The sequence below is a fragment of the Amycolatopsis sp. NPDC102522 genome, from assembly GCF_055584485.1.
The window spans coordinates 113,121-134,206 of sequence record NZ_JBVJLY010000013.1; the positions used below are offsets into that span (position 1 = coordinate 113,121).

Consider the following 21,086-nt stretch of genomic DNA (forward strand, 5'->3'; position numbering starts at 1 on the left):
CGAGCGCCTAAGCCGACCGAAGCCCCGCCAGCTCACTCCGCGACCGCACCTTCAGCTTCCGCAAAACGCTCGCGACGTGCTGTTCCACCGTGCGCCGGGACAGGAACAGCACCTCGGCGATCTCCCGGTTGGTGTGCCCGGCGGCCAGCAGGCGGGCGACGTCGCGCTCGCGCGGGGACAGTTCGTCGCCGTAGCCCCGGCGGCCCCGCCGCGAGGGGGCGACCGCGCCGGTGGACCGGAACGCGTGGCGGCAGCGCGCGGCGTCGCGGGTCGCGCCGAGGTGGTCGAACGCTTCGGCGAGCGCGGCGAACGTCTCGGCGACGTCCTCGTTCAAGGCCAGCCGGCACCGCGTGGCCCGTTCGGCGATCAGCGCCGCGTGGTAGGGCGCGGGGAGGGCCTCGAACCGGGTCCGCGCCTGCTCGAAGGCCTTGATCGCGTCCGCGTGGTCGCCGCGGGACGCCGCGATGAGCCCACGGTTCGCGGCCAGCGCGGCACGGGTCGACGGCGCGTCGAGGCCGCCGATCTCGCGTTCGAACTCGTCGGTCAGCGTCTGCGCTTCGTCGTCCCGGCCGGTGACGCAGTAGGAGTCGACGGCGGCCACGAGCAGATCCGCGCCCCAGGCCCAGACGCCCTTGGCGCGCAAGAGTTCCAGTCCCTTTTCGGCCTGCGTGACGGCGGCCTCGCCGAGGTCCTGCGCGAGCAGCATGCCCGCCATCCCGGCGTGCGCGGCGATCGCGACCGGCGTGTACGCGTTCTCCGGCTGGTCCGCGGCGGTGCCGGCGAATCTGGCCGCGGCTTCGTCCCATTCGCCGCGGGCGGCGGCGAGCAGGCCCAGCACCAGGCACAGTTCGCTGGTCACCGGCAGGAGGTCGCGGTACTCGTCGATCAGCGCGTCCGCCCGTTCGGCGAGGCCGTCCCAGTTGCCGGTGAGCCAGTCGGTGTGGACGGCCGTCGTGCGGGCGGTGCTGACGACGTACGGCGCCCCGCAGTCGGCGGCCAGCTGCATCCCGCTGCGCAGCAGGCTCCTGGCCCGCCGGTGGTGGCCCGTCCAGGCGCAGGCGTCGGCGCTGTTGCAGTGCAGCCGCGCGAGATGCCGCTGCTCGTCGGCGGAACCCACGCTGGTGGGTGCCCGATCCAGCATGTCCCAGCCGCGCGCGTCCCCGATGTGCAGCCGCGACGCCGCGTTGTTGGCCAGCAGGATGATCTTCAGCCGCCGGTCGGTGGCCTCGGCGATGAGGCCGTCCACCCGGTCCATCCACCGCCGGTGTTCCCGCAGCGGGGTCGCGCCGACCCACGGCTGAGCGAGGACGCCCATCCCGCGTCCGGCCAGGTCGGGCCGGTGGGCGAGGTCGTTGACGGCGATCTCGATCTCGGTCCTCGCCGCCTCCAGCCCGCCGGCCTGGCGCACCAGCAGGAGCCCGAGCCCCAGCCGGACCTCGCCGCTCAGCCGCCCGGACAGCCTCCCGTCGGTGAGCAGCCGCTCCAGCGCCGGGACGACCTCGGCCTGGGCGAGGCCGTTGCACGCCACCGAGCTGAACTTGACCGCCAGTCTGTCCACATCGGACGGTTGCAGGCCCGGTTCGTCGAGCAGGGTGCGGAGCAGATCCGTCGCGGTGGCGAGGTCGCCGACAGTCGACGCCTGATCGGCGGCCGCTTCGCCGTACTTCAGGGCACCTGCCCGGTCGCCCGCCTTGCGGCAGTGTTCGGCGAGCCGCGTCAGGGACTGTGGGAGGCGGTCGCGCAGCAGCCGGGCGGCCCGCCGGTGCAGTTCCTGGCGATCGGGGCCGGGGATGGTGCGGTAGACGGCTTGCTGGGCGAAAGCGTGCCGGAAGCCGTACGTGCTCTCGCCGGTCTCCACCAGGACGTTGCGTTCGAGCGCGAGGACGAGCGCGCGGCGGGCGCGTTCGGGGGCGAGTGCGGCCGCGGCGGTCAGCAGGTCCGAAGTGGACGGTGTGCCGAGGACGGCGGCGGCTTCGGTGATCCGGCGGGCGGCCGACGGCAGCGTCGTGAGGCGCTCGACCGTCGCCTCCCGCAGCAGCGCCGGGACCTCGACCGTGTCGAGCAGGCGCCGCGCGGTCGCGCCGTCGGCGTGCACCGCGCCCTCGACGCCACCGATCGCGTGCACGATCTCTTCGACCACGAACGGGATGCCCGCGGTCCGTTCGTGCAGCCGCGCGGCGAACTCGGCCGAGACGTTCGCCTCGCCGAGCAGAGCCGAAACCAGCGACTGAACGCCGTCACGGTCGAGCGGACGGAGGGTGACGAGCGTGTGCGAGGTGCCGTGAGCGGGCCGGTGCGCGCTGCCGAGCGGGATGCCGCCGGGCGTCTCTTCGCGCCGGTAGGTGAGCAGGAGGGTCAGGCCCGCGGGCGGGTCGGTCATCAGGAACCGCAGCAGGCGGCGCGAGCCGTCGTCTGCCCAGTGGAGGTCTTCGATGAGGAGGATGTGCGGGCCCAGCGAGCCGAGCAGCTCCCGGACGGCGCGGAAGAGCCGGTGCCGTTCGGCGCGCGGATCGCCGAGCCGGGCGGGCGGCTGGGGCAGGATCGCCCCGAGTTCCGGCAGGTAGGGCCCGAGCACGCCGGTCACCGGGTTGAGTTCGCGCGCCGGACGGGCGTCCTTCAGCGCGTCGAAGATCACGCCGTACGGGAAGGGCTCGCGCAGCGGCTGGCAGCTCCCGGTCAGGACCGGCCGCCCGGCGAGTTCAGGGCAGGCCAGCAGCTCGGTGGCGAGCCTGGTCTTGCCCACCCCCGCTTCACCTTCGAGCATGAGCACCGACGGCGAGCGCATCGCGCCGTCGAGGAGCTCGTTCAGTTCCGCATCACGGCCGACGAGCACGGGAGAACTCGTCCTGCGTCGGCAGCCACCGATCACCATGCCGGGTCACCCCCGCTTCACGAACAACACCGTTCGAGTGAACGCAGCTTAAGGGCGGGCTCGGCGATCACGGAACCCGCTCGGACGGTCACACAACTTTCGTAGGGATGGTGAATTTCCCTATTAGATACGTAGTCCTACGGACCGTTGCCTCGCTTGTTCGCGCAGGTGCCGCCACCCGAAAGTGATTTCACTGTGACTGCTCGTCACGGCGCGAGGCGGGATTCCCGTCGGCGCGAACCACCTGTTCGAGTGAACGGAGCTCAGGAAATGCGTGGAGAACTTCGACGTCACCGGATCGCGGGTGCGGTGCTCACCGGGGCCTGTGTGGCGGCCTCGCTGGCCTTCGCCGGATCGGCGACGGCCGCCGAGGGGCAGATCCTCGGCGCCGGTGTGCCGGGAGCGGTCACGGACGGGTACATCGTCTCGCTGAAGAGCGGCGACGCCGGCCTCGCCGCCAAGTACGGCGGCCAGGTGAAGGCGACCTACAGCGCCGCGCTGAACGGCTTCTCGGCGAAGATGACCGAGGCCCAGGCCAAACGGCTCGCCGCCGACCCAGCCGTCGACTTCGTCCAGCAGGACGCCGTCGCGCACATGACCGGCACCCAGAACAACCCGACCTGGGGCCTGGACCGGATCGATCAGCAGAAGCTGCCGCTGGACAAGAAGTACACCTACCCGAACGACGGGGCGGGGGCGACGGTCTACGTGGTCGACACCGGTGTCGACTACCGCCAGTCCGAATTCGGCGGCCGCGCGTCCAGCGGGTACGACTTCATCGACAACGACGCCGACGCCAAGGACTGCCAGGGCCACGGCACGCACGTCGCCGGCACGGTCGGCAGCGCCACCTACGGCGTGGCCAAGGGCGCCAAGATCGTCGCGGTCCGCGTGCTGAACTGCCAGGGCAGCGGCCAGTACTCGCAGATCATCAGCGGGATCGACTGGGTCGTGAAGAACGCCAAGGGCCCGTCGGTGCTCACCATGAGCCTCGGTGGCCCGGCAGACAACGGCGTCGACGCCGCCGTGCGCCGCGCGGTTTCGGCGGGCATCACGAACACGGTGGCCTCCGGGAATTCCAACACGAATGCCTGCAGCACCAGCCCTGCCCGCGTGAAGGAGGCCATCACCGTCAACGCCACGCAGAACGACGACCGCCGGTCCACGTTCTCGAACTACGGCAGCTGCACCGACATCTTCGCGCCCGGCACCAACATCACCTCGCTGCGCAACGGTGGCGGCACCCAGCAGATGAGCGGTACCTCGATGGCGACGCCGCACGTCGCCGGCGCGGCCGCGATCTACCTGACCTCGCACCCGTCGGCCAACCCCGCCGCCGTGGCCTCCGGTCTGGCCGCCGCCGCCACCAACGGCGTCGTGACCAGCCCGGGTTCCGGTTCGACCAACAAACTGCTGAACGTGGCAGGCCTCTGATGCGCCGCGGCGTGCGCGGCGGTGTGGTGGTCTTCGCGGCCACCGCACTCGCCGCGCTCGCCGCCGGCAACGCCGTCGCCGCGCAGGCGGAAGGCGTTGTCGTGCAGGCGAACCAGCACTATGGGAACCAGTACATCGTCGCGCTCCACGAGGTCGGCACGATGGCCGTCGAGCAGTCTTCGGCGGCGCTGACCGGCCGCTACGGCGGCGAAGTCCGCTCGGCGTACAAGAACGTGCTCCGCGGCTTCTCGGTCAAGGGCATGTCCGAGCAGCAGGCCCGGCGCCTCGCGGCGGATCCGGCGGTCAAGGCGGTCTACCAGGACGGCACCGCGCGTGCCGTCGGCACCCAGACCAACCCCACCTGGGGCCTGGACCGGATCGACCAGAAGAACCTGCCGCGTGACAAGAGCTTCACGTACCCGAACACGGGCGAAGGCGTGACCGCGTACGACATGGACACCGGCATCAACCCGGACAACCCGGAGTACGAAGGCCGCGCGTCCATCGGCAAGGACTTCGTCGGCGGCGACGGGAAGGACTGCAACGGGCACGGCAGTCACACCGCGGGCACCATCGGCAGCAAGACCTACGGCGTGGCGAAGAAGGTCAAGATCGTCGGGCTGAAGGTGCTGGGCAACGACTGTTCGGGCAACGGTCCCGACTCCGCCATCGTGGACGCGGCGGAATGGCTGACCGCGAACGGCACCAAACCGGCGGTGGCGAACCTGAGCCTGAAGATGGACCAGGTCGGGCTCGGCGACGACGTCATCAAGAAGTCCATCGCGGCGGGCTTCGTCTACGCGGTGGCGGCGGGCAACGAGAACCAGAACGCCTGCAACGTCAGCCCCGCCCGCATCCCCGAGGCGATCACGGTCGGCGCCTCGGACGAGAACGACAACAAGTCCTCGTTCTCCAACCACAGTTCGTGCGTGGACATCTTCGCCCCTGGCAGCAACATCACGTCGCTGTCCACGTCCAACGGTGGTTCGGCGAACATGAGCGGGACTTCGATGGCCACGCCGCACGTGGCGGGCGCGGTGGCGCTCTACCTGTCCGCCAACTCCGGCGCCACCCCGCAGCAGACGCGGGACGCGCTGGTGAACAACTCCTCGGACGGTGTGCTCAAGGGCCTGCCGAGCGGAACGGTGAACAAGCTGCTGAACGTGTCGTTCATCGGCGGAGGCGGCCCCGGCCCCAAGTGCGGCGCCAAATCCAACACGACACCGGTGTCCATTCCGGACGCGGGTGACGCGGTGACCAGTTCGGTGACGCAGGAAGGCTGCGACGGCAAGGCGTCGGCGACGCTGCCGGTCAAGGTCGACATCGCGCACACCTACACCGGTGACCTGGCGATCGACCTGATCGGGCCGAGCGGTGCGGTGTTCGGCCTCAAGCAGGCGGGAGGGATCGGCGAGGCGAGCGGCGTGCATACCTCCTACACGGTGAACGCCTCGTCCGAACCGGCGAACGGGACCTGGAAACTGCGGGTCCGTGACGTCTACCGGTTCGACAGCGGGACGATCGAAGGCTTCTCCATCACCTTCTGAGTCCTTGCGAACGTCGGTGCGCCGCGGTCACGATGACCGCGGCGCATTGTCGTTGGTTCGGGAGGTTTTGGATGGAGTCCTACGACGCCGTGATCGTCGGTGGCGGGCACAACGGCCTGGTGGCGGCCGCCTACCTGGCCAGAGCCGGTCGCTCGGTGCTGGTGCTGGAACGCCGGGACGAGGTCGGCGGGGCGGCGGTCTCGTTCCGGGCCTTCCCCGGCGTCGACGTTCGCCTGTCGCGGTACTCGTACCTGGTGAGCCTGTTGCCACGGAAGATCATCGCGGACCTCGGGCTCGAACTCGCCCTCCGGCGGCGGCGGATGTCGTCGTACACGCCTGTCGGGGACGGCGGTCTCCTTGTCGACACGGGCGACGACGGCCGCACCGCGGCGTCGTTCTCCGCGCTCACCGGGTCCACAAAGGACTTCGAGGCCTGGCGACGGTTCTACGCGATGACGTCGCGGGTCGCCGAGGCGACGTTCCCCACGCTGACCGACCCACTGGTCTCCAGGGAGGAACTGCGTTCGCGCGTCGGGGACGAGGCCTGGGACGCGCTGTTCGAAAGGCCGATCTCGGAGACGCTCACCGGGATGTTCGGCAACGACACCGTGCGCGGCGTCGTCCTGACCGACGCGCTGATCGGGACCTTCGCCGACGCCGGAGACTTCCGGCAGAACCTCTGCCTGCTCTATCACGTGATCGGCAACGAGACCGGTGACTGGGACGTGCCCGTCGGCGGCATGGGCGCGGTGACCGGGGCGCTCGCGTCGGCCGCGCGCGAAGCCGGGGCGCGGTTGGTGACCGGGGCCGAGGTGCTGTCCGTCGATCCGGACGGCTCGGTGCGCTATCGGCTCGGCGACGACGAGTTCACCGTGCGGGGCGGGCATGTGCTCTCGAACGTCGCGCCGCGGACGCTCGCGCGCCTGCTGGGGGAGGAGCCGCCGGAAGCGCCGGAAGGCGCGCAGCTCAAGGTGAACATCGTGCTGTCACGGCTGCCGCGGCTGCGCGATCCGGGTGTGGATCCGCGGGAGGCGTTCGGAGGGACGTTCCATGTCAACGAGGGTTACGAGCAGCTGGCGACGGCCTATGCCGAGGCCGCCGCGGGCAGGATCCCGTCGCTGCCGCCGTGCGAGATCTACTGCCATTCGCTGACCGACCCGTCGATCCTCGGCCCTGCCGAACAGGCCGCCGGGGTGCAGACGCTGACCTTGTTCGGGCTGCACATGCCCGCGCGACTGTTCGAGGGACGCAACGACGCCGCTCGCGAAGAGGCTTTGCGGGCGACTTTGTCCTCTTTGGACAGTGTGCTGGGAGAGCCGATCGAGGACTGCGTGCTGCGCTCGCCGGACGGCCGGTTGTGCGTCGAAGCCAAGACGCCGCTGGACCTGGAGGCCGAGCTGGGGCTGCCCGCGGGGCACATCTTCCATCGGGACCTGTCGTGGCCCTACGCGGCCGATGCCGCTCAGGTGGGTCGCTGGGGTGTCGAGACCGCGCACGAACGGGTGCTGCTCTGCGGTGCGGGCGCTGTGCGGGGCGGTGGTGTGTCGGGCATCCCTGGGCACAATGCCGCGATGGCGGTGCTTTCCCACTCCTGAAGTGTCATGAAAGGGTCGTTCAGGACAAGATATGTCCTGAACGACCCTTTCATGACACGCGCTACTGGACGGTGAGGGTGTAGGTCGCCGTGGCGGTCTTGCCCGCCGAGTCCGTCGCGGTGACGGTCACCGGGTACGTGCCGCGCTGGAACGGCGCGACCACCTGCATGGTCGAGTTGCCGCCGCTCGAGATCGTCTTCGGGTTGAAGAACGGTGCGAACGGCAGGCCCTGTCCGGACGCCGACAGCGTGATCGTGCCGGTCCCGCCGGTGGCGGAAACCGTGACGTTGCTGAAGAAGCCGGGCTGGACGGTCCCGCTGCCGGGGCTCACGCTCACCTGGAGGTTGCCGGGCTGCGGTCCACCGTTGCCGACGGTCAGCGTCAGCTTCGTGGTCGCCGTGTCGGCGGTCCCCTTGCCCGAGATCGTGACCGCGTAGTCCTTTTCGGCCGTCCCGGCGGGAACCTCGATGCTCACCTTCGCCGACTCGCCGGAGGTGATGGACGCGGGCTGGAACGTGGCCTTCGCCCCGTCCGGAAGCCCTGAAGCGCTCAGGTCGACCTTCTCCGCGCCGTTCTTGCCCGGTTTGCTGGTCACCGTCGCCGAAACGTACTTGCCCGGCTCGACCTTGAGCGAGGACGGCGTCACCGCGAGGGAGAACGTCTCCGGGTTCTGCGGCTCGCCGATCTGCTGCTTGACCCAGTCGCCCATGTCGTTGTTGAGCCGGCCGTAGACGCTGTACCACTTGAAGTCACTGCGGCTCCACGACGCGACGCCGACGACCTTGCCGTCCACGACGAGCGGGCCGCCGCTGTCACCCGGCAGGATCGTGACGTGGCCGTCGCTGTAGCCACTGCAGATCATCGTGGCGTCTTTGAAGCCCGCGCCGACACCGTTGCAGTTGCTGCCCTGCACGACCGGCAGGGTGAACTTGTGCAGTTCGACGTTGCGGGTGTCGTCGTTGAAGTCCTTCTTGCCGTAGCCGAGCCCCAGCCCGGACTTGCCCGGCTTGTTCAGGTCCGTGTCGGCAGACGTCGCGACCTTCGCGTACTGGCCACCCGGCACCGGGATGTCGGCGTCGGTGGTGACCACCGCGACGTCGTAACCCTGGTCGAAGTTGACGTACTTCGGATGGATGTCGTAGCTGACGACGCCGATCCTCGTCCCGCCACCCGCGTTGAGATCGTCCAGTCCATAGAGGAAGCTCTTCTCACCGTCCGCGGCCTTGCAGTGCGCGGCGATCAGAATCTTGCGCGGTGCGACGACCGAACCGGTGCACGTCTGACCCTGCGGCCGGGCGCCGCCTTGGCGCAGGCCCGCGATGATGAACGGATGGTCCTTGACCGAGGCGGGCGTGCCGCCGACGGAGTTCGTGTGCGGTCCACTGGGGACGACAGCTTGGTCCGTCGGGGTGACCGCGGGCAGGTTCGCGGCGGCCGCCGGCGCGGGCAGGAGGACCGAGAGGCAGCCGAGGGTGGCGGTGGCGATCCCCAGCAGCCGTTGTCTTCTGTTCACGGTGGTTCCTTTCCAGGTGGCTGGAAATCACTTTCCGCATCCGCGCCTGGTGGAACAATCGAGGAAGAAGCCCGTAGGGGTACGGAACTAATGCACGCCGTCACCGGTGAGTAGTTCGAGACTGTGGTCGCCGGTGCGTTCGACGTCGAGGCCTGCCTTCGACAGCAGTCGCACCAGCTGTTCCACAGTGGACGGCTCGCTGCGGGACTTCACCAGCTCGGCGGCCAGCCGTCCCTTGTAGGCCTTGTTGAAGTGGCTCACCGTGGTCCGGTTGCCCTTCGCGTCCTCGGTCACGACACGCACCGTCACCGCGTCCGGGCGGAGCTTCGCGAGGGCCGAGTACGTCCCGGAGCGCAGGTCGACGACGAGCCCCTCGATGCCCTGGAGCACCGGTTCGAGCACCGGCTTCCACACGCTGCGGACGGTCCCGAGCGACGGCAGCGCGTTCCCGCCGGAAAGCCGGTACGCGGGGATCGGGTCGGTCGCCGCGACCACACCGAACAGCGCCGAAGCGACGGCGAGGCGCTTCTCGGCCTTCGCCAGCGTCGCCTTGGTGAAGGACTTCACGTCGAGCGCGTCGTAGAGCACCCCGGTGTAGCGGCGCAGCCCGGGCATCGTGGGCGAGGCCCACAGCTCGGCGTTGCGGGCGACCTCGTCGGCCTGCCGCGGCGTGATGCCGAGCGCGGCGACACTGGCCGGGACGTCGGCCGCCAGTTCGGACAGCGCGTCGGCGAGCTTGGCCCGCGTCGGGTTCAGTTCCGGGAACGACAGGGCGCCGAGGTCCAGCGGCGCGCCGGTGCCACCGGCGGCCTTGGTTTCGGAAGGGGGGAGCAGCACGAGCACCACGGAAGCGTAACTAAATGGAGTGCGTCACCCCGAGGCGCGGGCTTAGCCTCCTCCGCATGAGCCTGACCTGGCGCCCGCTGACCATGGACGACATGCCGCGACTGGCCGAGACCTTCGCCGCGGCGGAGCGTGTCGAGCCGATCGGCGAGCACTACAACGCCGAGGACCTCGCCGAAGAGATCGGCTCGCCGAACGTCGACCTGCCGACGGCGACCACCAGCGCCTGGGACGGCGACAAGCTGGCCGCTTACGGCTTGCTCAGGCGTCGTGACGCGGCGAATCCGGCCCATATGGTGCGGGTCGAGACGCTCGTCCATCCCGAATATCGCGACGAAGCGATCGCCGCGCACCTCATCGGCTGGTTCGAGGAGACGGGCAAGGAGGTCCACGCGAAGTCCTTCCCGGACGCACCGCTGGAGCTGCACGCCGCGGCCAACACCAACCAGCGGTGGATCTCCGACGTGCTGGTGGACGCCGGATACGAGCACGCGCGGTGGTTCGTCGACATGCGGGCCGACCTCGCGTCGATCCCGCCCGCCGAACCGCTGCCCGAAGAGTTCCCTCTCGTCGCTTACGAGGAGAAGTACGAGGAACTCACCCTGCGGTCCCGCAACGAGACCTTCGCGAACCATTGGGGGAGCACGGCACAGTCCCCGGAGGCCTGGCGGCATCTGGTGGTCGGCGGGAAGGACTTCCAGCCGGACCTGTCGTTCCTGCTGCTGAGCCCGGCCAGGGACCGGGTGATCGCGATGGTGCTGACCGCGTATTTCGCCTCGGACGAGGCCGTCACGGGCGTGAAAGAGCTGTATGCCAGTCACGTCGCGACCGACGCGAGCCTTCGCGGGCGCGGGATCGCGGGGGCCCTGCTCGGGCACACGCTCGTCCAGGCCAAGGCCAAGGGATTCCAGCGGGCCTCGCTCAACGTCGATCAGGACAACAGCCACCGCGCCCTCGGGGTCTACGAACGCGTCGGGTTCAGCGAGCATCAGCGCTGGGCCGGGTACGTGAAGCCCGTTCCGACCTGACCGGTTGTCACCCGAAAGGGTGGATTTCGGTACAGTCGATCTTCTCGGAGAGATCGCTGGGGGTGTTAGGGCGTTGCCGGTTTCCGCACGCCTCGGCTGGCATGACCTGCCTTCGGCGACGCGTGACACCGTGGAGCGTGAGCTCGGGTCGGTGGTCCGTCGTTCGTTGTGGCAGAACCCGGAATTCGACGGCGGTGTCGCCGCGAGGCTCGAACTCGACCGCGGTCATCGCTGGGTCTTCCTGAAGGCCATCCCGGCGGACAGCCCGCGAGCGGGCGGTTTCCGGACGGAGGCCGCCATCGCGCGACGGCTTCCGCCGGAGGCGCCCACGCCGAAGCTGCTGTCCTTTGTGGATGGTGACTGGCTGGTGCTCGCGTTCGCCGACTTCGACGGCGCCAAGCCGAACCTGCGCCCAGGGTCGCCGGACCTCTCCGCGGTCCTGGCCACCTTCGGCGCGCTCGGACGCACGCTCACGCCGTGCCCGCTGCCCGACGTCCCGGACGCGCTCGACGATCTCGGCCCGCTCCTGCGCGGCTGGCACGAACTGGCGAAGGAACTCCCCGACGACCTCGACGACTGGGCCGTCCGCAACCTCGACAGGCTCGTCCAGCTGGAGACGTCCTGGCATCCCTGGTCGGCCGGGGACACGTTGCTGCACAACGACATCCAGCCCGAATACCTGGTGCGGACCGGACTGGGCAGGGTGCTCGTCACCAACTGGCGCTACCCGGCGAGGGGTGCGGGCTGGCTCGACCTGGTCGCGCTCGTTCCCTATCTGCTCGACGCCGGGCACGAGCCCGCAGACGTCGATCGCCTGCTGCGGCGGCGCCCCGTGCTCGCGGGTGTCCCGGTCTGGGCGGTCACGGCGTTCGGCGTCGCCCTGGCAGGGCACGCGGAACGGGCCTCGCGGCTACCGGAACCGCCTGCGACGACCGGTGTCCGCGCGGCGCAGCGCCGTCTCGCCGCGGCCATGCGTGACTGGCTCGCCTACCGGACCCACTGGCCGTAGCGCCCGGCGCATAGAAAGCCTCGTGAGTGGCAAGTGTCGTTCTAACCCCACTTACCACTCACGACCACCCCGACCCACGCGGTACCTGCACCCTGCCCACTTGAGGTATGTGAAGGCCCCCTTCATTGCGCTAGGCGCAATGAAGGGGGCCTTCACATACCTCGGCAAGCGCAGCCGCTGTGACTGCTGGGGCGCGTGGGGCGCACGTGGCGATTCACGGACACCACGGTCCAGACTCGACCACCATCGGTACCCGGGGCACGGTCCGCCCTAACCGTCCTTGCCGCTCACCACGTTCAGCAGCGTTTCGCCCGCGACATACCGGCGCAGTTGCTCGGCGACCAGCCGCTTCGCGCGCGGGTAGAACGACGCCGACCCACCCGCGATATGCGGCGTGACGATCACGCCCGGCGCGGTCCACAGCGGATGCCCGGCGGGCAGCGGCTCCGGATCGACGACGTCCAGCGCCGCGCGCAGCCGCCCGGCGACGGTCTCGGCGGTGAGCGCTGCGGTGTCGATCGCCGAGCCTCGCCCGACGTTCACCACCAGGGCGCCGTCCGGCAGTGCGGCGAGTTCCGCGGCGCCGAACAGACCCATGGTCTCGGGTGTTTCGGGCAGGATCAGGACCACGATGTCGGCGGACGGCAGCAGCTCCGCCAGCTCGCCGACGCCGTGCACCCGCTCCGCGGGCCGGGCCGTGCTCGCCACCCTGGTCACGACGGCCTCGGCCGCGACCAGCTGCCGCTCGATGGCCTGGCCGATCGAGCCGTGGCCGACCAGCAGTACACGGCTGTCCGCCAGCGAGCGCGTGTGCTCGCGCTCCCAAGACGCCGCCGCCTGCTGCGCGAACCAGCGCGGCAGATCCCGCTGCGACGCGTGGATCAGCGCCAGCGCGTGCTCGGCCACGCTGAGGTCGTGCAGGCCTCGGCCGTTGGCCAGCCGCACCCCCGCCGGCACCAGCGGGACCAGCCTCTCCACCCCGGCCGAAAGCGACTGCACGAGCTTCAGCGACGGAAGCCGGTCGATCAGCTTCGTCGGCTCCGCTCCGGTGTCGTAGGGCAGCACGTAGACCTCGACGTCATCGAGGCCGCTCTCAGGCAGTGGACCGATGCCGTCGTACAACCGGACGCTCAGGCCTTCGGGTAGCTCGATGTCGGCCCAGGGCAGGATGGCTTGCTCCTTCATTCCGCCATTCTGACCATCGGGACCGGCCTCACTACCCGTGGGTGGCGACGCAGAATTCGTTGCCGACGGGATCGGCCAGCACCGTCCAGGCGAAGCCCGGCATCTTGTGCTCGTCCAGTTTCTTCGCGCCCAATCCGATCAGGCGTTCCACCTCCTTCTCCATGTCTTCGGAACCGAAGTCCATATGGACCCGGTTCTTGCCCGCCCGCGGCTCCGGCACACGCTGGAACGCGAACACGGGCCCGTTCTCCACCTTGGGGTGCAGGATCAGGAACTCGCCATCGTGGTCCTGATCCACCTCCACGCCGAGCGCCTTCGTCCAGAACGCCGCGAGCCCGCGCGGATCCGCGCAGTCGATCGTGATCATTCCCAGCTCGATACCCATGACGGCAAGCTAGCGGTACCCACCGACAAAACCGGGCACCCGCGATAACCGGTTGAACAGCCCCGGGGCGGGGTGACTACGCTGCGCAGAACGTCTCAGCACGTAATTCCAGCGAGGAGCCCAGAAGTGATCACCAGGATGTCGTCGTTGTTCCTTCGCACCCTGCGTGAGGATCCGGCGGACGCCGAGGTACCGAGCCACCGGCTCCTGGTACGCGCCGGCTACGTCCGCCGGGTGGCCCCGGGCGGCTATTCCTGGCTGCCGCTGGGCCTGCGGGTGCTGCGCCGTATCGAGAACGTCGTCCGTGAAGAGATGAACGCCTTCGGCGCGCAGGAGATCCAGTTCCCCGCGCTGCTGCCGAAGGAGCCTTACGAGGCCACCGGCCGCTGGACCGAGTACGGCGACGCGCTGTTCCGTCTCAAGGACCGCAAGGGCGCCGACTACCTCCTCGGCCCGACGCACGAAGAGCTCTTCGCGCTCACCGTGAAGGGTGAATTCAACTCATACAAGGACTACCCCGTCGTCCTGTACCAAATCCAGACCAAGTATCGCGACGAGGCGCGTCCCCGCGCCGGCATTTTGCGCGGCCGCGAGTTCGTCATGAAGGACTCCTACTCCTTCGACCTCGACGACGAAGGCCTCGCGAAGTCGTACGAGCTGCACAGGCAGGCGTACACCAAGCTGTTCGACCGTCTCGGCATCGAGTACGTCGTCGTGAAGGCGACTTCGGGCGCGATGGGCGGCTCTGCCTCCGAGGAGTTCCTCGCCGTCGCAGCGACGGGTGAGGACACCTACGTCCGCAGCACCGAATCGGGTTACGCCGCCAACGTCGAAGCGGTCACCACGCCCGCTCCCGAGGCGAAGCCGGTCGAGGGGCTCCCCGAGGCGAAGGTCCACCACACGCCGGGCACCCCGACCATCGAGTCGCTGGTCGCGTTCCTGAACAACGCCGACCTCGGCCGCACCTTCACCGCCGCGGACACGCTCAAGAACGTCCTGGTGAAGACCCGCCAGCCGGGCGCGAAGGAATGGGAGCTGCTGGCCATCGGCCTCCCCGGAGATCGCGAGGTCGACACGAAGCGCCTCGAAGCGTCGCTCGAGCCCGCCGAGTTCGAGCTGCTCGAAGAGGCCGACTTCGCCAAGAACCGGTTCCTCGTCAAGGGCTACATCGGCCCGAAGGCGCTGAAGGACAACGGCGTCCGCTACCTGCTCGACCCGCGCGTCGCCGACGGCACCGCCTGGGTCACCGGCGCCGACGAGCGTGACCACCACGTGGTCGACCTGGTCGCGGGCCGCGACTTCACCGGTGACGGCACCATCGAAGCCGCCGAGGTCCGCGAAGGCGACGCCTCGCCCGACGGCAAGGGCACCCTGGTCGCCGCGCGCGGCATCGAGATCGGGCACATCTTCCAGCTGGGCCGCAAGTACGCCGACGCGTTCTCTCTGGACGCGCTGGGCCCGGACTCCAAGCCCATCCGCATCACCATGGGCTCGTACGGCGTCGGCGTTTCGCGGCTGGTCGGCGTGCTCGCCGAGCAGAACCACGACGACCTCGGCATCATCTGGCCCCGCGAGGTCTCGCCGTTCGACGTGCACGTCGTCATCGCGGGCAAGGACGAGACGATCGCCGCCGGCGCGGAGAAGCTCGCCGCCGAACTGGACGCCGCCGGGATCGAGGTCGTCCTCGACGACCGCAAGGCCTCTCCGGGCGTGAAGTTCGCGGACGCCGAACTCGTCGGCGTCCCGACGATCCTGGTGGTCGGGCGCGGCCTGGCGAACGGCGTCGTCGAGGTCAAGGACCGCCGCACCGGCGACCGCGAAGAGATCGCCGTCGACGCGGTCGTGGAGCACCTGGTCAAGCTCGTCCGCTCGTAATGTTCGGCAAGAAGCGCGGGGATTCCCCGGGCTACGAGGACAAGCAGGCGCTGAGCGGGTTCGGGGGCTATGAGCCCTCGGACTCGCCCGGCTACACGCCGTCGCCTGTCGAGCCCGCACCGAAACCCACGCTTGAGCCTCAGAAGCCGGCGAAGCAGCCGATGTCGCGAAGCGGGCGAAGGGCCATGTTCGGCTTCTTCGCCACGCTCGGCGTCATCGCGGTCGCCGCGCTCGCGAACAACAGTGACCGCTCGTCGGACAGCAGCGCGCCGACCTCCCGGACTCCGATCGTCTACACGCCGTCGCCGCGCGTCGTCGCGCCGCCGGTGACCGATGGCTGGCAGTCGGTGGCCGGGGCGGACGGTCAGGTCGCTTACGACGTCCCGCCGAACTGGACGCCGAAACCCGGCACGATCCACGGCTGGGAGAAGACCGCGCTCGTCCCCGGCATCTCCCTGTTCTCCAGCGCTTTCGTCGGCGACGACTACTGCCCGGCGGTCCGGGGGAGCAGGATCGGGGGCAGCGGATTGACGACCGTGAAGGTCGCCGACGCACCCGGCGCCGCGAACAAGGCCTTGTACGACCTCGTGGTCAGCGCGTACAACCCCGAGGACGGCCCGTTGTCGGCCAAGATCGTCGCGGACCCGCCGCAGGCGACGGAGTTCACCCTGGGCACCGGCAAGAAGGCCCCCGCGAACATCCTGATCGCCGAAGTGACCCTCGGGTACACCGGGCCGTGTATCCCGAAGCGCGCCCTCGTCGGCGTGCAGGCCGTGGACATGGGCGACGCGTCCGCCGCCCTGCTCGTCTATTCGGACCAAGACCAGCAGGGCAGTGCGGACCGCGAGCAGATCCTGAAGATCCTCAAGACCTACCGGGGTGTCCCGGAGGCCGACCGCAAGACCATCACGCCGCCGCCTTCGACCTTGCGCTGATCTTTTTGGGGCCGGGGCTTCTTACCTGAGCGCGCGAGCTTCGCCAGTCTCAGCAGTCCGGTGTTCGGCAGGTAGGCCCGGCCGAGCGCGATCCCGATCCGCGGCAGATCCGCCTCGTCGCGGAACGCGAGGTACAGCGGGACATGCCGCGGCTGGAACTTCGCCTTGAACGCGTGCAGCGAACGGAATCCGTAGAACGGTTCCATCATCGTGCCGAGCGCGTCCAGCACCCGCTCGACGGCGTGCGCGGGTTCGCCGGAACTCGCCAGCGGGGCACCGGAAAGCGAGACGAACTTCGCGCCTTCGTCGCGGAAGGCCAGGCACGACGACGCGATCAGGAACTCCATCGACGGGCGGAATCCGTCGGCGCGCTTGCGCATGACGTCGAGCGTCCAGCCGCCGACGGCGCCCGCGCCGGTGTAGACCGGCATCCACGACGTCACACCGTGGACCACGCCGTCGGCGTCCACCGCTAGACCCACGCGGGTCTCGGGGTCCATCGCCTCGTCGACCCCGCCGAGGGTGAAGCCCATTTCCGGCATGCCCTTGTCGCTGATCCACTCTTCGGAGATCGCGCGCACCTGCGAGATCACCGCGCGCGGCTGGTCGGCGAGCCGGACGAGCCGGAACTCGATGCCGTCCTTCTTGGCGCGGTTGAGCGCGGTCCGCACGTCCTGCCAGCGCTTGCCGCGGAACTCCAGCGTCTCCAGCTCGATCAGAGTGTCTTCGGCGACCTGGACCTGCTTCCAGCCGAGTTCGTCGGTCTTGGCGGTGGTGTCACCGGTCGCGGAGAACAGGCACGGCACGAGACCGGTGTTCTCGCACATCGTGATGAACTCGGCGATCGTCCGGTCGGCGGCGCCGTCCGGGGCGATCGGGTCGCCGAGGGCGATGGCGACCCCGGCGTGGCGCCGGTAGGCGAGATAGGACTTGCCGTCCGCGGCCACGAAGTAGGAGTTCTGCGGCCACGTCGTCATCCACGAAAGCGTGCTTCCGCCGTGACGGCTGAGCAGGGTGCGGGCCAGCGCGGGGTTGCCCATCCGGCCGAGACGGCGGCGTTTGCGGCGCGACGGCACGCGGAAGGCGCCGCGAGAGGAGACCAGCAGTGCGAATTCGACCGTCCACAGCAGGTTGTCCACGAAGAACAGCGGCGGATCCATCAGTTCGCTGTCGTCACCGAAGATCTCCGCGAGCGTGAGCACCCCGCCGTAGACCAGCACCTGCAGGATGACGAACGAGGTCAGGATCATCGCGCACCACCAGGCGACCTGGCTGCCCTTGCGCAGGCCGTTCATGATCGGCACGACGATCAGGCACAGGACGATGACTTCCCAGGTCGACAGCGAAAGCTCCTCGGACGAACCGAAGGGGCCGTTGCCCGGCACGAAGGACATCACCAGTTCGGCGACCGTCAGCACCAGCAGGCCGGCCACGACGTAGAACCGCCACTCGCGCAGGCTCGGCCGCCGTTCGCGGCTGGAATCCTTCGAACCGAGGAACCGGCGCCCGAACGGCAGGGCCAGGACGAGGGCGAAGAAGTGGACGAGGTCGGCGAGCGTGCCGACGAAGATGATCGCGATCCCGGCGTAGACGCACAGCCCGGCGCGCAACCGCAGGCGCCACGGCGGGCGGAGGGTGGCGCTGGCGACCGCGACCGCGGCGAGCGCGCCGCCGGAGAACCCGACGTCGAGGCTGCCCGCGATCCGTTCCGCCCACTCCCAGCCGGAGTTGCGGCTCAAGGCCAGGAACTGGACCGCCACCAGCACGCTGACGAACTGGCCACCGATGGCGACGGCCATCGCCCGGCGGGTGCCGAGCCGCCATTCCGCGAACCCGGCGAACAACGCGAAGCTGAGTACCATCGGCAGGTAGTACAGCGGGACGACCGCGAACAGCGGTCCGGTGAGCAAGGCCCACCACCGGCCTGATTCGAGCGACGGCAGCCCATACGCGATGTACGGGTACACCGCGCGATCCTCGGCGGCCGACCAGAGCGCGCCCGTGGCCAAGGCGAGCGCGAGCATGGTCAGCGTGACGAGGGTGGTGAAAGGCAGCCGGTGCCTCAGCACCGTGGCGATCTTGTGCGTCCGGCCCGGCGCGGCCGTCCCGCTTCCCCCTTTTGGCATGGAAATCAAGGTAGGCGCGGAGGCCGGTCCGACACATCCGGCACGGGACCCATATTTCCCTTAGGGGAGTGCTACTCGCGGCGGATGCTCTCACCCATCTTGAGGACGATGTCCCTGGCTACCGCGTCAGGGATCTCCTGGTCCGCCAGCACCAGAAGGACGTGGTAGCGGCCGGACCCGGGCAGGGCGCGCAGGGGGAGGGCGATCGCGGTGATCGCGACCGAAGGGGCGGGGCACGGCCCGTCCGCGGCGGGGACGACGGTGGTGGTCACGGCGGTGGCGGTCGTGTCGCCGTCGAGCATCCTCACCGGGCCCGCCTTGCCGATTTCGGTCTTCGGGGACCGGCCGCCGTCGGCGCCATACGCGGCTTCCGCCCAGCGCAGGGTCGTTTCTTCCGCCGCCTGGGTGATGCCGCCGACTTCGCCCTCGTCGATGGTGGTGAACCCCGCCATCGCCCGCGCGGAGAGATCGGAGCCGGGGCAGAAGTCGCGGTGGTACCTGGCGACACCCTGCAGGGTGACGAGGTCCCCGGCCGGTGTCTCGTACCCGACGGCGACGTCGGGCTCTTCGATCTTCCAGTCCGGCGGGACGTCGAAAACGAGCGGATGGTCGTCGGACTGCACGGGTTGCCAGCCCGCGATCACGGGCTCGATCCTGGTGGGCACCTCCGGATCGGGCAGGACGAGGTCCTGCGCCGAGGGCGGCGGGGCCGCGGTCCTGGCCTGGTAGGTGGCCGTCGTGCCGACGGCGAGGACGACGACCAGCCCGAGCACACCCAGCGCCGGCCCGAGGCGGAAGCGACGGCGCGGCGGGACGGCGTCCTGGACGACCGGGAGCGGCCCCGTCTGCTCGGCTTCGGTTTCGAGCGGCTTCCCGGTGAGCGGATCGACGAACCACGTTCGCGGTTCGTCGGGGCGCCCACCGGGGCCGGTCATCGCTGTGGCCTCAAACTCGCGAGGATCTTTTGGACCTCCGCCTCGGGAAGTGCGTCGGGAGTGCCCTGGTCGATGGCCATGACGAAGCAGATGGTCTGCTCACCGGACTGGAACGCGGCCGAGGTGATCTTCACGCTCGGAGCCCGGCACTCCTCGGTCTCGGGCGGGGTGAACGTCCCGGTCGAACTGGTCGCCTGGATCGCTCCGCTCGCGATCGGGACCTGCTTGACGTCGGGCATCGGGACGTCGGCCTTGCCGGTGGCGGACTGGATCCAGAGCCGGACGGCGCCCCTGGCCGCGTTTTCGACCGGGATCTGGCCCGCGGTGGCGAAGCCGACGACGCCGCGGTTCGAGCCTCGGGCATCCGGGCAGGCGCCGAGCTTGTACGTCGACGCCTCGTGGATGACCATCTTGAACTCGCCCTCGTTGTAGCCGACGATCTGGCCCGGCTTGGTCTCCCAGCCGGACGCGGGCAGATCGTAGGCGGCTTTGTCCTTGGCTGACAGGATCCCCTGCCAGCCGGGCGTCGTCGAGGGCACTTTGTTGTCTTTCGGGGCACCGCTGCTCGTGGACGGCGGTTTCGACGCCGAGGACGACGGCGGCACCGGCGCGGACGAAGGCGGCGGACCGGCCTGAGGCTGCGGGTCTTCGCCGTCACGCAGGACGAAGAAGAGCGTGGCGCCGACGGCGATCACCAGGACGAGCGCGCCGAGGCCGATCCAGAGGCCCTTCTTGCTCTTCTTCGGCGGCTCCGGCGCGAAGCCCTGGTACGTCTGCTGAGGGAACTGCTGGAACCCCTGCTGCTGGTAGTCCTGGTACTGCTGCTGGGGATCCTGCGGGTACTGGCCGTACTGAGGCGGGCCCTGCGGCGGATACCCCTGCTGCGGGGGTTGCTGCTGATAGGGCTGCTGCGGTTGCTGCTCCGGCCAGCCGTTGCCGCCTGGGTATGCCATGAAGTGAGTTTAGTGGTCACCGTCGGAAGTCCTCCGGAGGTCTCGACGGCCCAGGTTTCCGCCGAATACCCCCGAAGGACTTCCGACGGCAACCACTAGTTGTCGTCCCCCAGCACAGCCGCACGTACCGCTGCCAGGTCGGACAGGTCGCCGAGCACGGTGTGCGCGCCCGCGTCGGCCAGTTCCTCCGCGCTGAACTGCCCCGTCGCCACGGCCACCGCGACGGCGCCGTTGTCGAGCGCGGCGCGCACGTCGTCCGGGGTGTCGCCGATGACGACGACCGACGTGGGAGCGAAGTCGGTGCCGTGTTTCGCCGAAGCCTGGCCGACGGCGGCGGGCACCAGGTCGGGCCGGTGCGCCGAGAGCGAGCCGTAGCCGCCGATCTCGAAGTCCACGTGCTCGTGCAGGTCGAACGCGGTCAGCTTGTGCACGGAGATCTCCGGCAGGTTCCCGGTGACCAGCGTCTGGACGACGCCGCCGTGGCCGGCGAAGGCGTTCAGCGCTTCTTTGGCACCCGGGAGCGCCCGCCCGTTCGAGGACAGCGTCGGGGCGTGGCTTTCGGAGACCGCGATCAGCGCGAGCCAGAGCTTGCGCACGTTCTCCTCGGTGGGCTCGACGCCGTGCGAGGTCAGGATGTCCGCGCTGATGGCGCGTTCGGTGCGGCCGCCGAAGTTCGGCAGCGCCCGCAGTTCGACGCCCGCGACCTCGGCGAGCGCGGCCGTGTACCAGGCGGCGCCGAGGCCGCGCAGGTCCACGAGGGTCTGGTCGATGTCCCACAGCACTAGCCGGTGCGGAGTAGTCACGCCGTCGACGGTACCGGTGAGCTAATTCAACGTCTGTTGACTTCCTGG

16 protein-coding genes are annotated in these 21,086 nt (G+C 69.7%); 7 read left to right on the top strand and 9 right to left on the bottom strand.

The window, feature by feature from the left end; all coding sequences use genetic code 11:
• Positions 1 to 7 precede the first annotated feature (7 nt).
• Positions 8 to 2,833, bottom strand: a complete 2,826-nt coding sequence (locus ACZ6YV_RS27605; RefSeq protein WP_465512372.1) for an ATP-binding protein — start codon at positions 2,831 to 2,833, stop codon at positions 8 to 10.
• Positions 2,834 to 3,142: 309 nt separating this feature from the next.
• Between ACZ6YV_RS27605 and ACZ6YV_RS27610 the strand changes: the two genes are divergently transcribed.
• The 3 genes from ACZ6YV_RS27610 (at position 3,143) to ACZ6YV_RS27620 (ending at position 7,448) form a co-directional block, all read left to right on the top strand.
• Entirely contained in the window at positions 3,143 to 4,306 is a 1,164-nt protein-coding gene (locus tag ACZ6YV_RS27610; protein ID WP_465512373.1) for a S8 family peptidase, read from the top strand.
• Positions 4,306 to 5,853 carry a S8 family serine peptidase gene (locus ACZ6YV_RS27615; protein WP_465512374.1) on the top strand — a complete coding sequence of 516 codons (1,548 nt, stop codon included), beginning with the start codon at positions 4,306 to 4,308 and terminating at the stop codon, positions 5,851 to 5,853. The genes ACZ6YV_RS27610 and ACZ6YV_RS27615 overlap by 1 nt, the downstream gene beginning before the upstream one ends.
• Positions 5,854 to 5,924: 71 nt before the next feature.
• Positions 5,925 to 7,448: a phytoene desaturase family protein gene (locus ACZ6YV_RS27620; RefSeq protein WP_465512375.1), complete on the top strand. Its 1,524-nt coding sequence runs from the start codon at positions 5,925 to 5,927 to the stop codon at positions 7,446 to 7,448.
• Between the two features lie 61 nt (positions 7,449 to 7,509).
• Here the strand turns inward: ACZ6YV_RS27620 and ACZ6YV_RS27625 are convergent, their stop codons facing one another.
• Positions 7,510 to 8,961: a trypsin-like serine protease gene (locus tag ACZ6YV_RS27625; RefSeq protein ID WP_465512376.1), complete on the bottom strand. Its 1,452-nt coding sequence runs from the start codon at positions 8,959 to 8,961 to the stop codon at positions 7,510 to 7,512.
• A gap of 87 nt (positions 8,962 to 9,048) precedes the next feature.
• Positions 9,049 to 9,804 carry a peroxide stress protein YaaA gene (gene yaaA / locus ACZ6YV_RS27630; RefSeq protein WP_465512377.1) on the bottom strand — a complete coding sequence of 252 codons (756 nt, stop codon included), beginning with the start codon at positions 9,802 to 9,804 and terminating at the stop codon, positions 9,049 to 9,051.
• A gap of 59 nt (positions 9,805 to 9,863) precedes the next feature.
• On the opposite strand from yaaA, the gene ACZ6YV_RS27635 reads away from it, so the two are divergent.
• Positions 9,864 to 10,832, top strand: coding sequence for a GNAT family N-acetyltransferase (locus tag ACZ6YV_RS27635; protein WP_465512378.1), 969 nt, complete (start codon positions 9,864 to 9,866; stop codon positions 10,830 to 10,832).
• A 73-nt stretch (positions 10,833 to 10,905) separates the two neighbouring features.
• Positions 10,906 to 11,841 (top strand): aminoglycoside phosphotransferase, encoded by a 936-nt coding sequence (locus tag ACZ6YV_RS27640; protein ID WP_465512379.1) that lies wholly within the window; start codon positions 10,906 to 10,908, stop codon positions 11,839 to 11,841.
• A 270-nt stretch (positions 11,842 to 12,111) separates the two neighbouring features.
• Here ACZ6YV_RS27640 and ACZ6YV_RS27645 read toward each other — a convergent pair whose 3' ends face one another.
• Both ACZ6YV_RS27645 and ACZ6YV_RS27650 read right to left on the bottom strand, forming a co-directional pair.
• On the bottom strand, positions 12,112 to 13,026 hold the full coding sequence (locus ACZ6YV_RS27645) for a 2-hydroxyacid dehydrogenase (protein ID WP_465512380.1): 915 nt from the start codon (positions 13,024 to 13,026) through the stop codon (positions 12,112 to 12,114).
• Positions 13,027 to 13,057: 31 nt separating this feature from the next.
• Positions 13,058 to 13,411, bottom strand: coding sequence for a VOC family protein (locus ACZ6YV_RS27650; RefSeq protein ID WP_465512381.1), 354 nt, complete (start codon positions 13,409 to 13,411; stop codon positions 13,058 to 13,060).
• 126 nt (positions 13,412 to 13,537) lie between these two features.
• On the opposite strand from ACZ6YV_RS27650, the gene ACZ6YV_RS27655 reads away from it, so the two are divergent.
• Positions 13,538 to 15,286 carry a proline--tRNA ligase gene (locus tag ACZ6YV_RS27655; RefSeq protein ID WP_465512382.1) on the top strand — a complete coding sequence of 583 codons (1,749 nt, stop codon included), beginning with the start codon at positions 13,538 to 13,540 and terminating at the stop codon, positions 15,284 to 15,286.
• A complete protein-coding gene (locus ACZ6YV_RS27660) occupies positions 15,286 to 16,221 on the top strand; it encodes a DUF8017 domain-containing protein (RefSeq protein WP_465512383.1) in 936 nt (311 codons plus the stop codon). Before ACZ6YV_RS27655 ends, ACZ6YV_RS27660 begins: the two co-directional genes overlap by 1 nt.
• Here the strand turns inward: ACZ6YV_RS27660 and ACZ6YV_RS27665 are convergent.
• From ACZ6YV_RS27665 to ACZ6YV_RS27680, 4 genes are all read right to left on the bottom strand, one after another.
• Complete coding sequence (locus ACZ6YV_RS27665; RefSeq protein WP_465512384.1) at positions 16,158 to 18,347, bottom strand: bifunctional lysylphosphatidylglycerol flippase/synthetase MprF; 2,190 nt, start codon at positions 18,345 to 18,347, stop codon at positions 16,158 to 16,160. The genes ACZ6YV_RS27660 and ACZ6YV_RS27665 overlap by 64 nt on opposite strands.
• 71 nt (positions 18,348 to 18,418) lie before the next feature.
• Complete coding sequence (locus ACZ6YV_RS27670) at positions 18,419 to 19,282, bottom strand: DUF8017 domain-containing protein (RefSeq protein WP_465512385.1); 864 nt, start codon at positions 19,280 to 19,282, stop codon at positions 18,419 to 18,421.
• The gene (locus ACZ6YV_RS27675) at positions 19,279 to 20,235 is read right to left on the bottom strand and encodes a DUF8017 domain-containing protein (protein WP_465512386.1); all 957 of its coding nucleotides are present in this window, start codon (positions 20,233 to 20,235) and stop codon (positions 19,279 to 19,281) included. The genes ACZ6YV_RS27670 and ACZ6YV_RS27675 overlap by 4 nt, the downstream gene beginning before the upstream one ends.
• Positions 20,236 to 20,330: 95 nt before the next feature.
• Complete coding sequence (locus ACZ6YV_RS27680; protein WP_465512474.1) at positions 20,331 to 21,017, bottom strand: HAD hydrolase-like protein; 687 nt, start codon at positions 21,015 to 21,017, stop codon at positions 20,331 to 20,333.
• Positions 21,018 to 21,086: the final 69 nt, after the last annotated feature.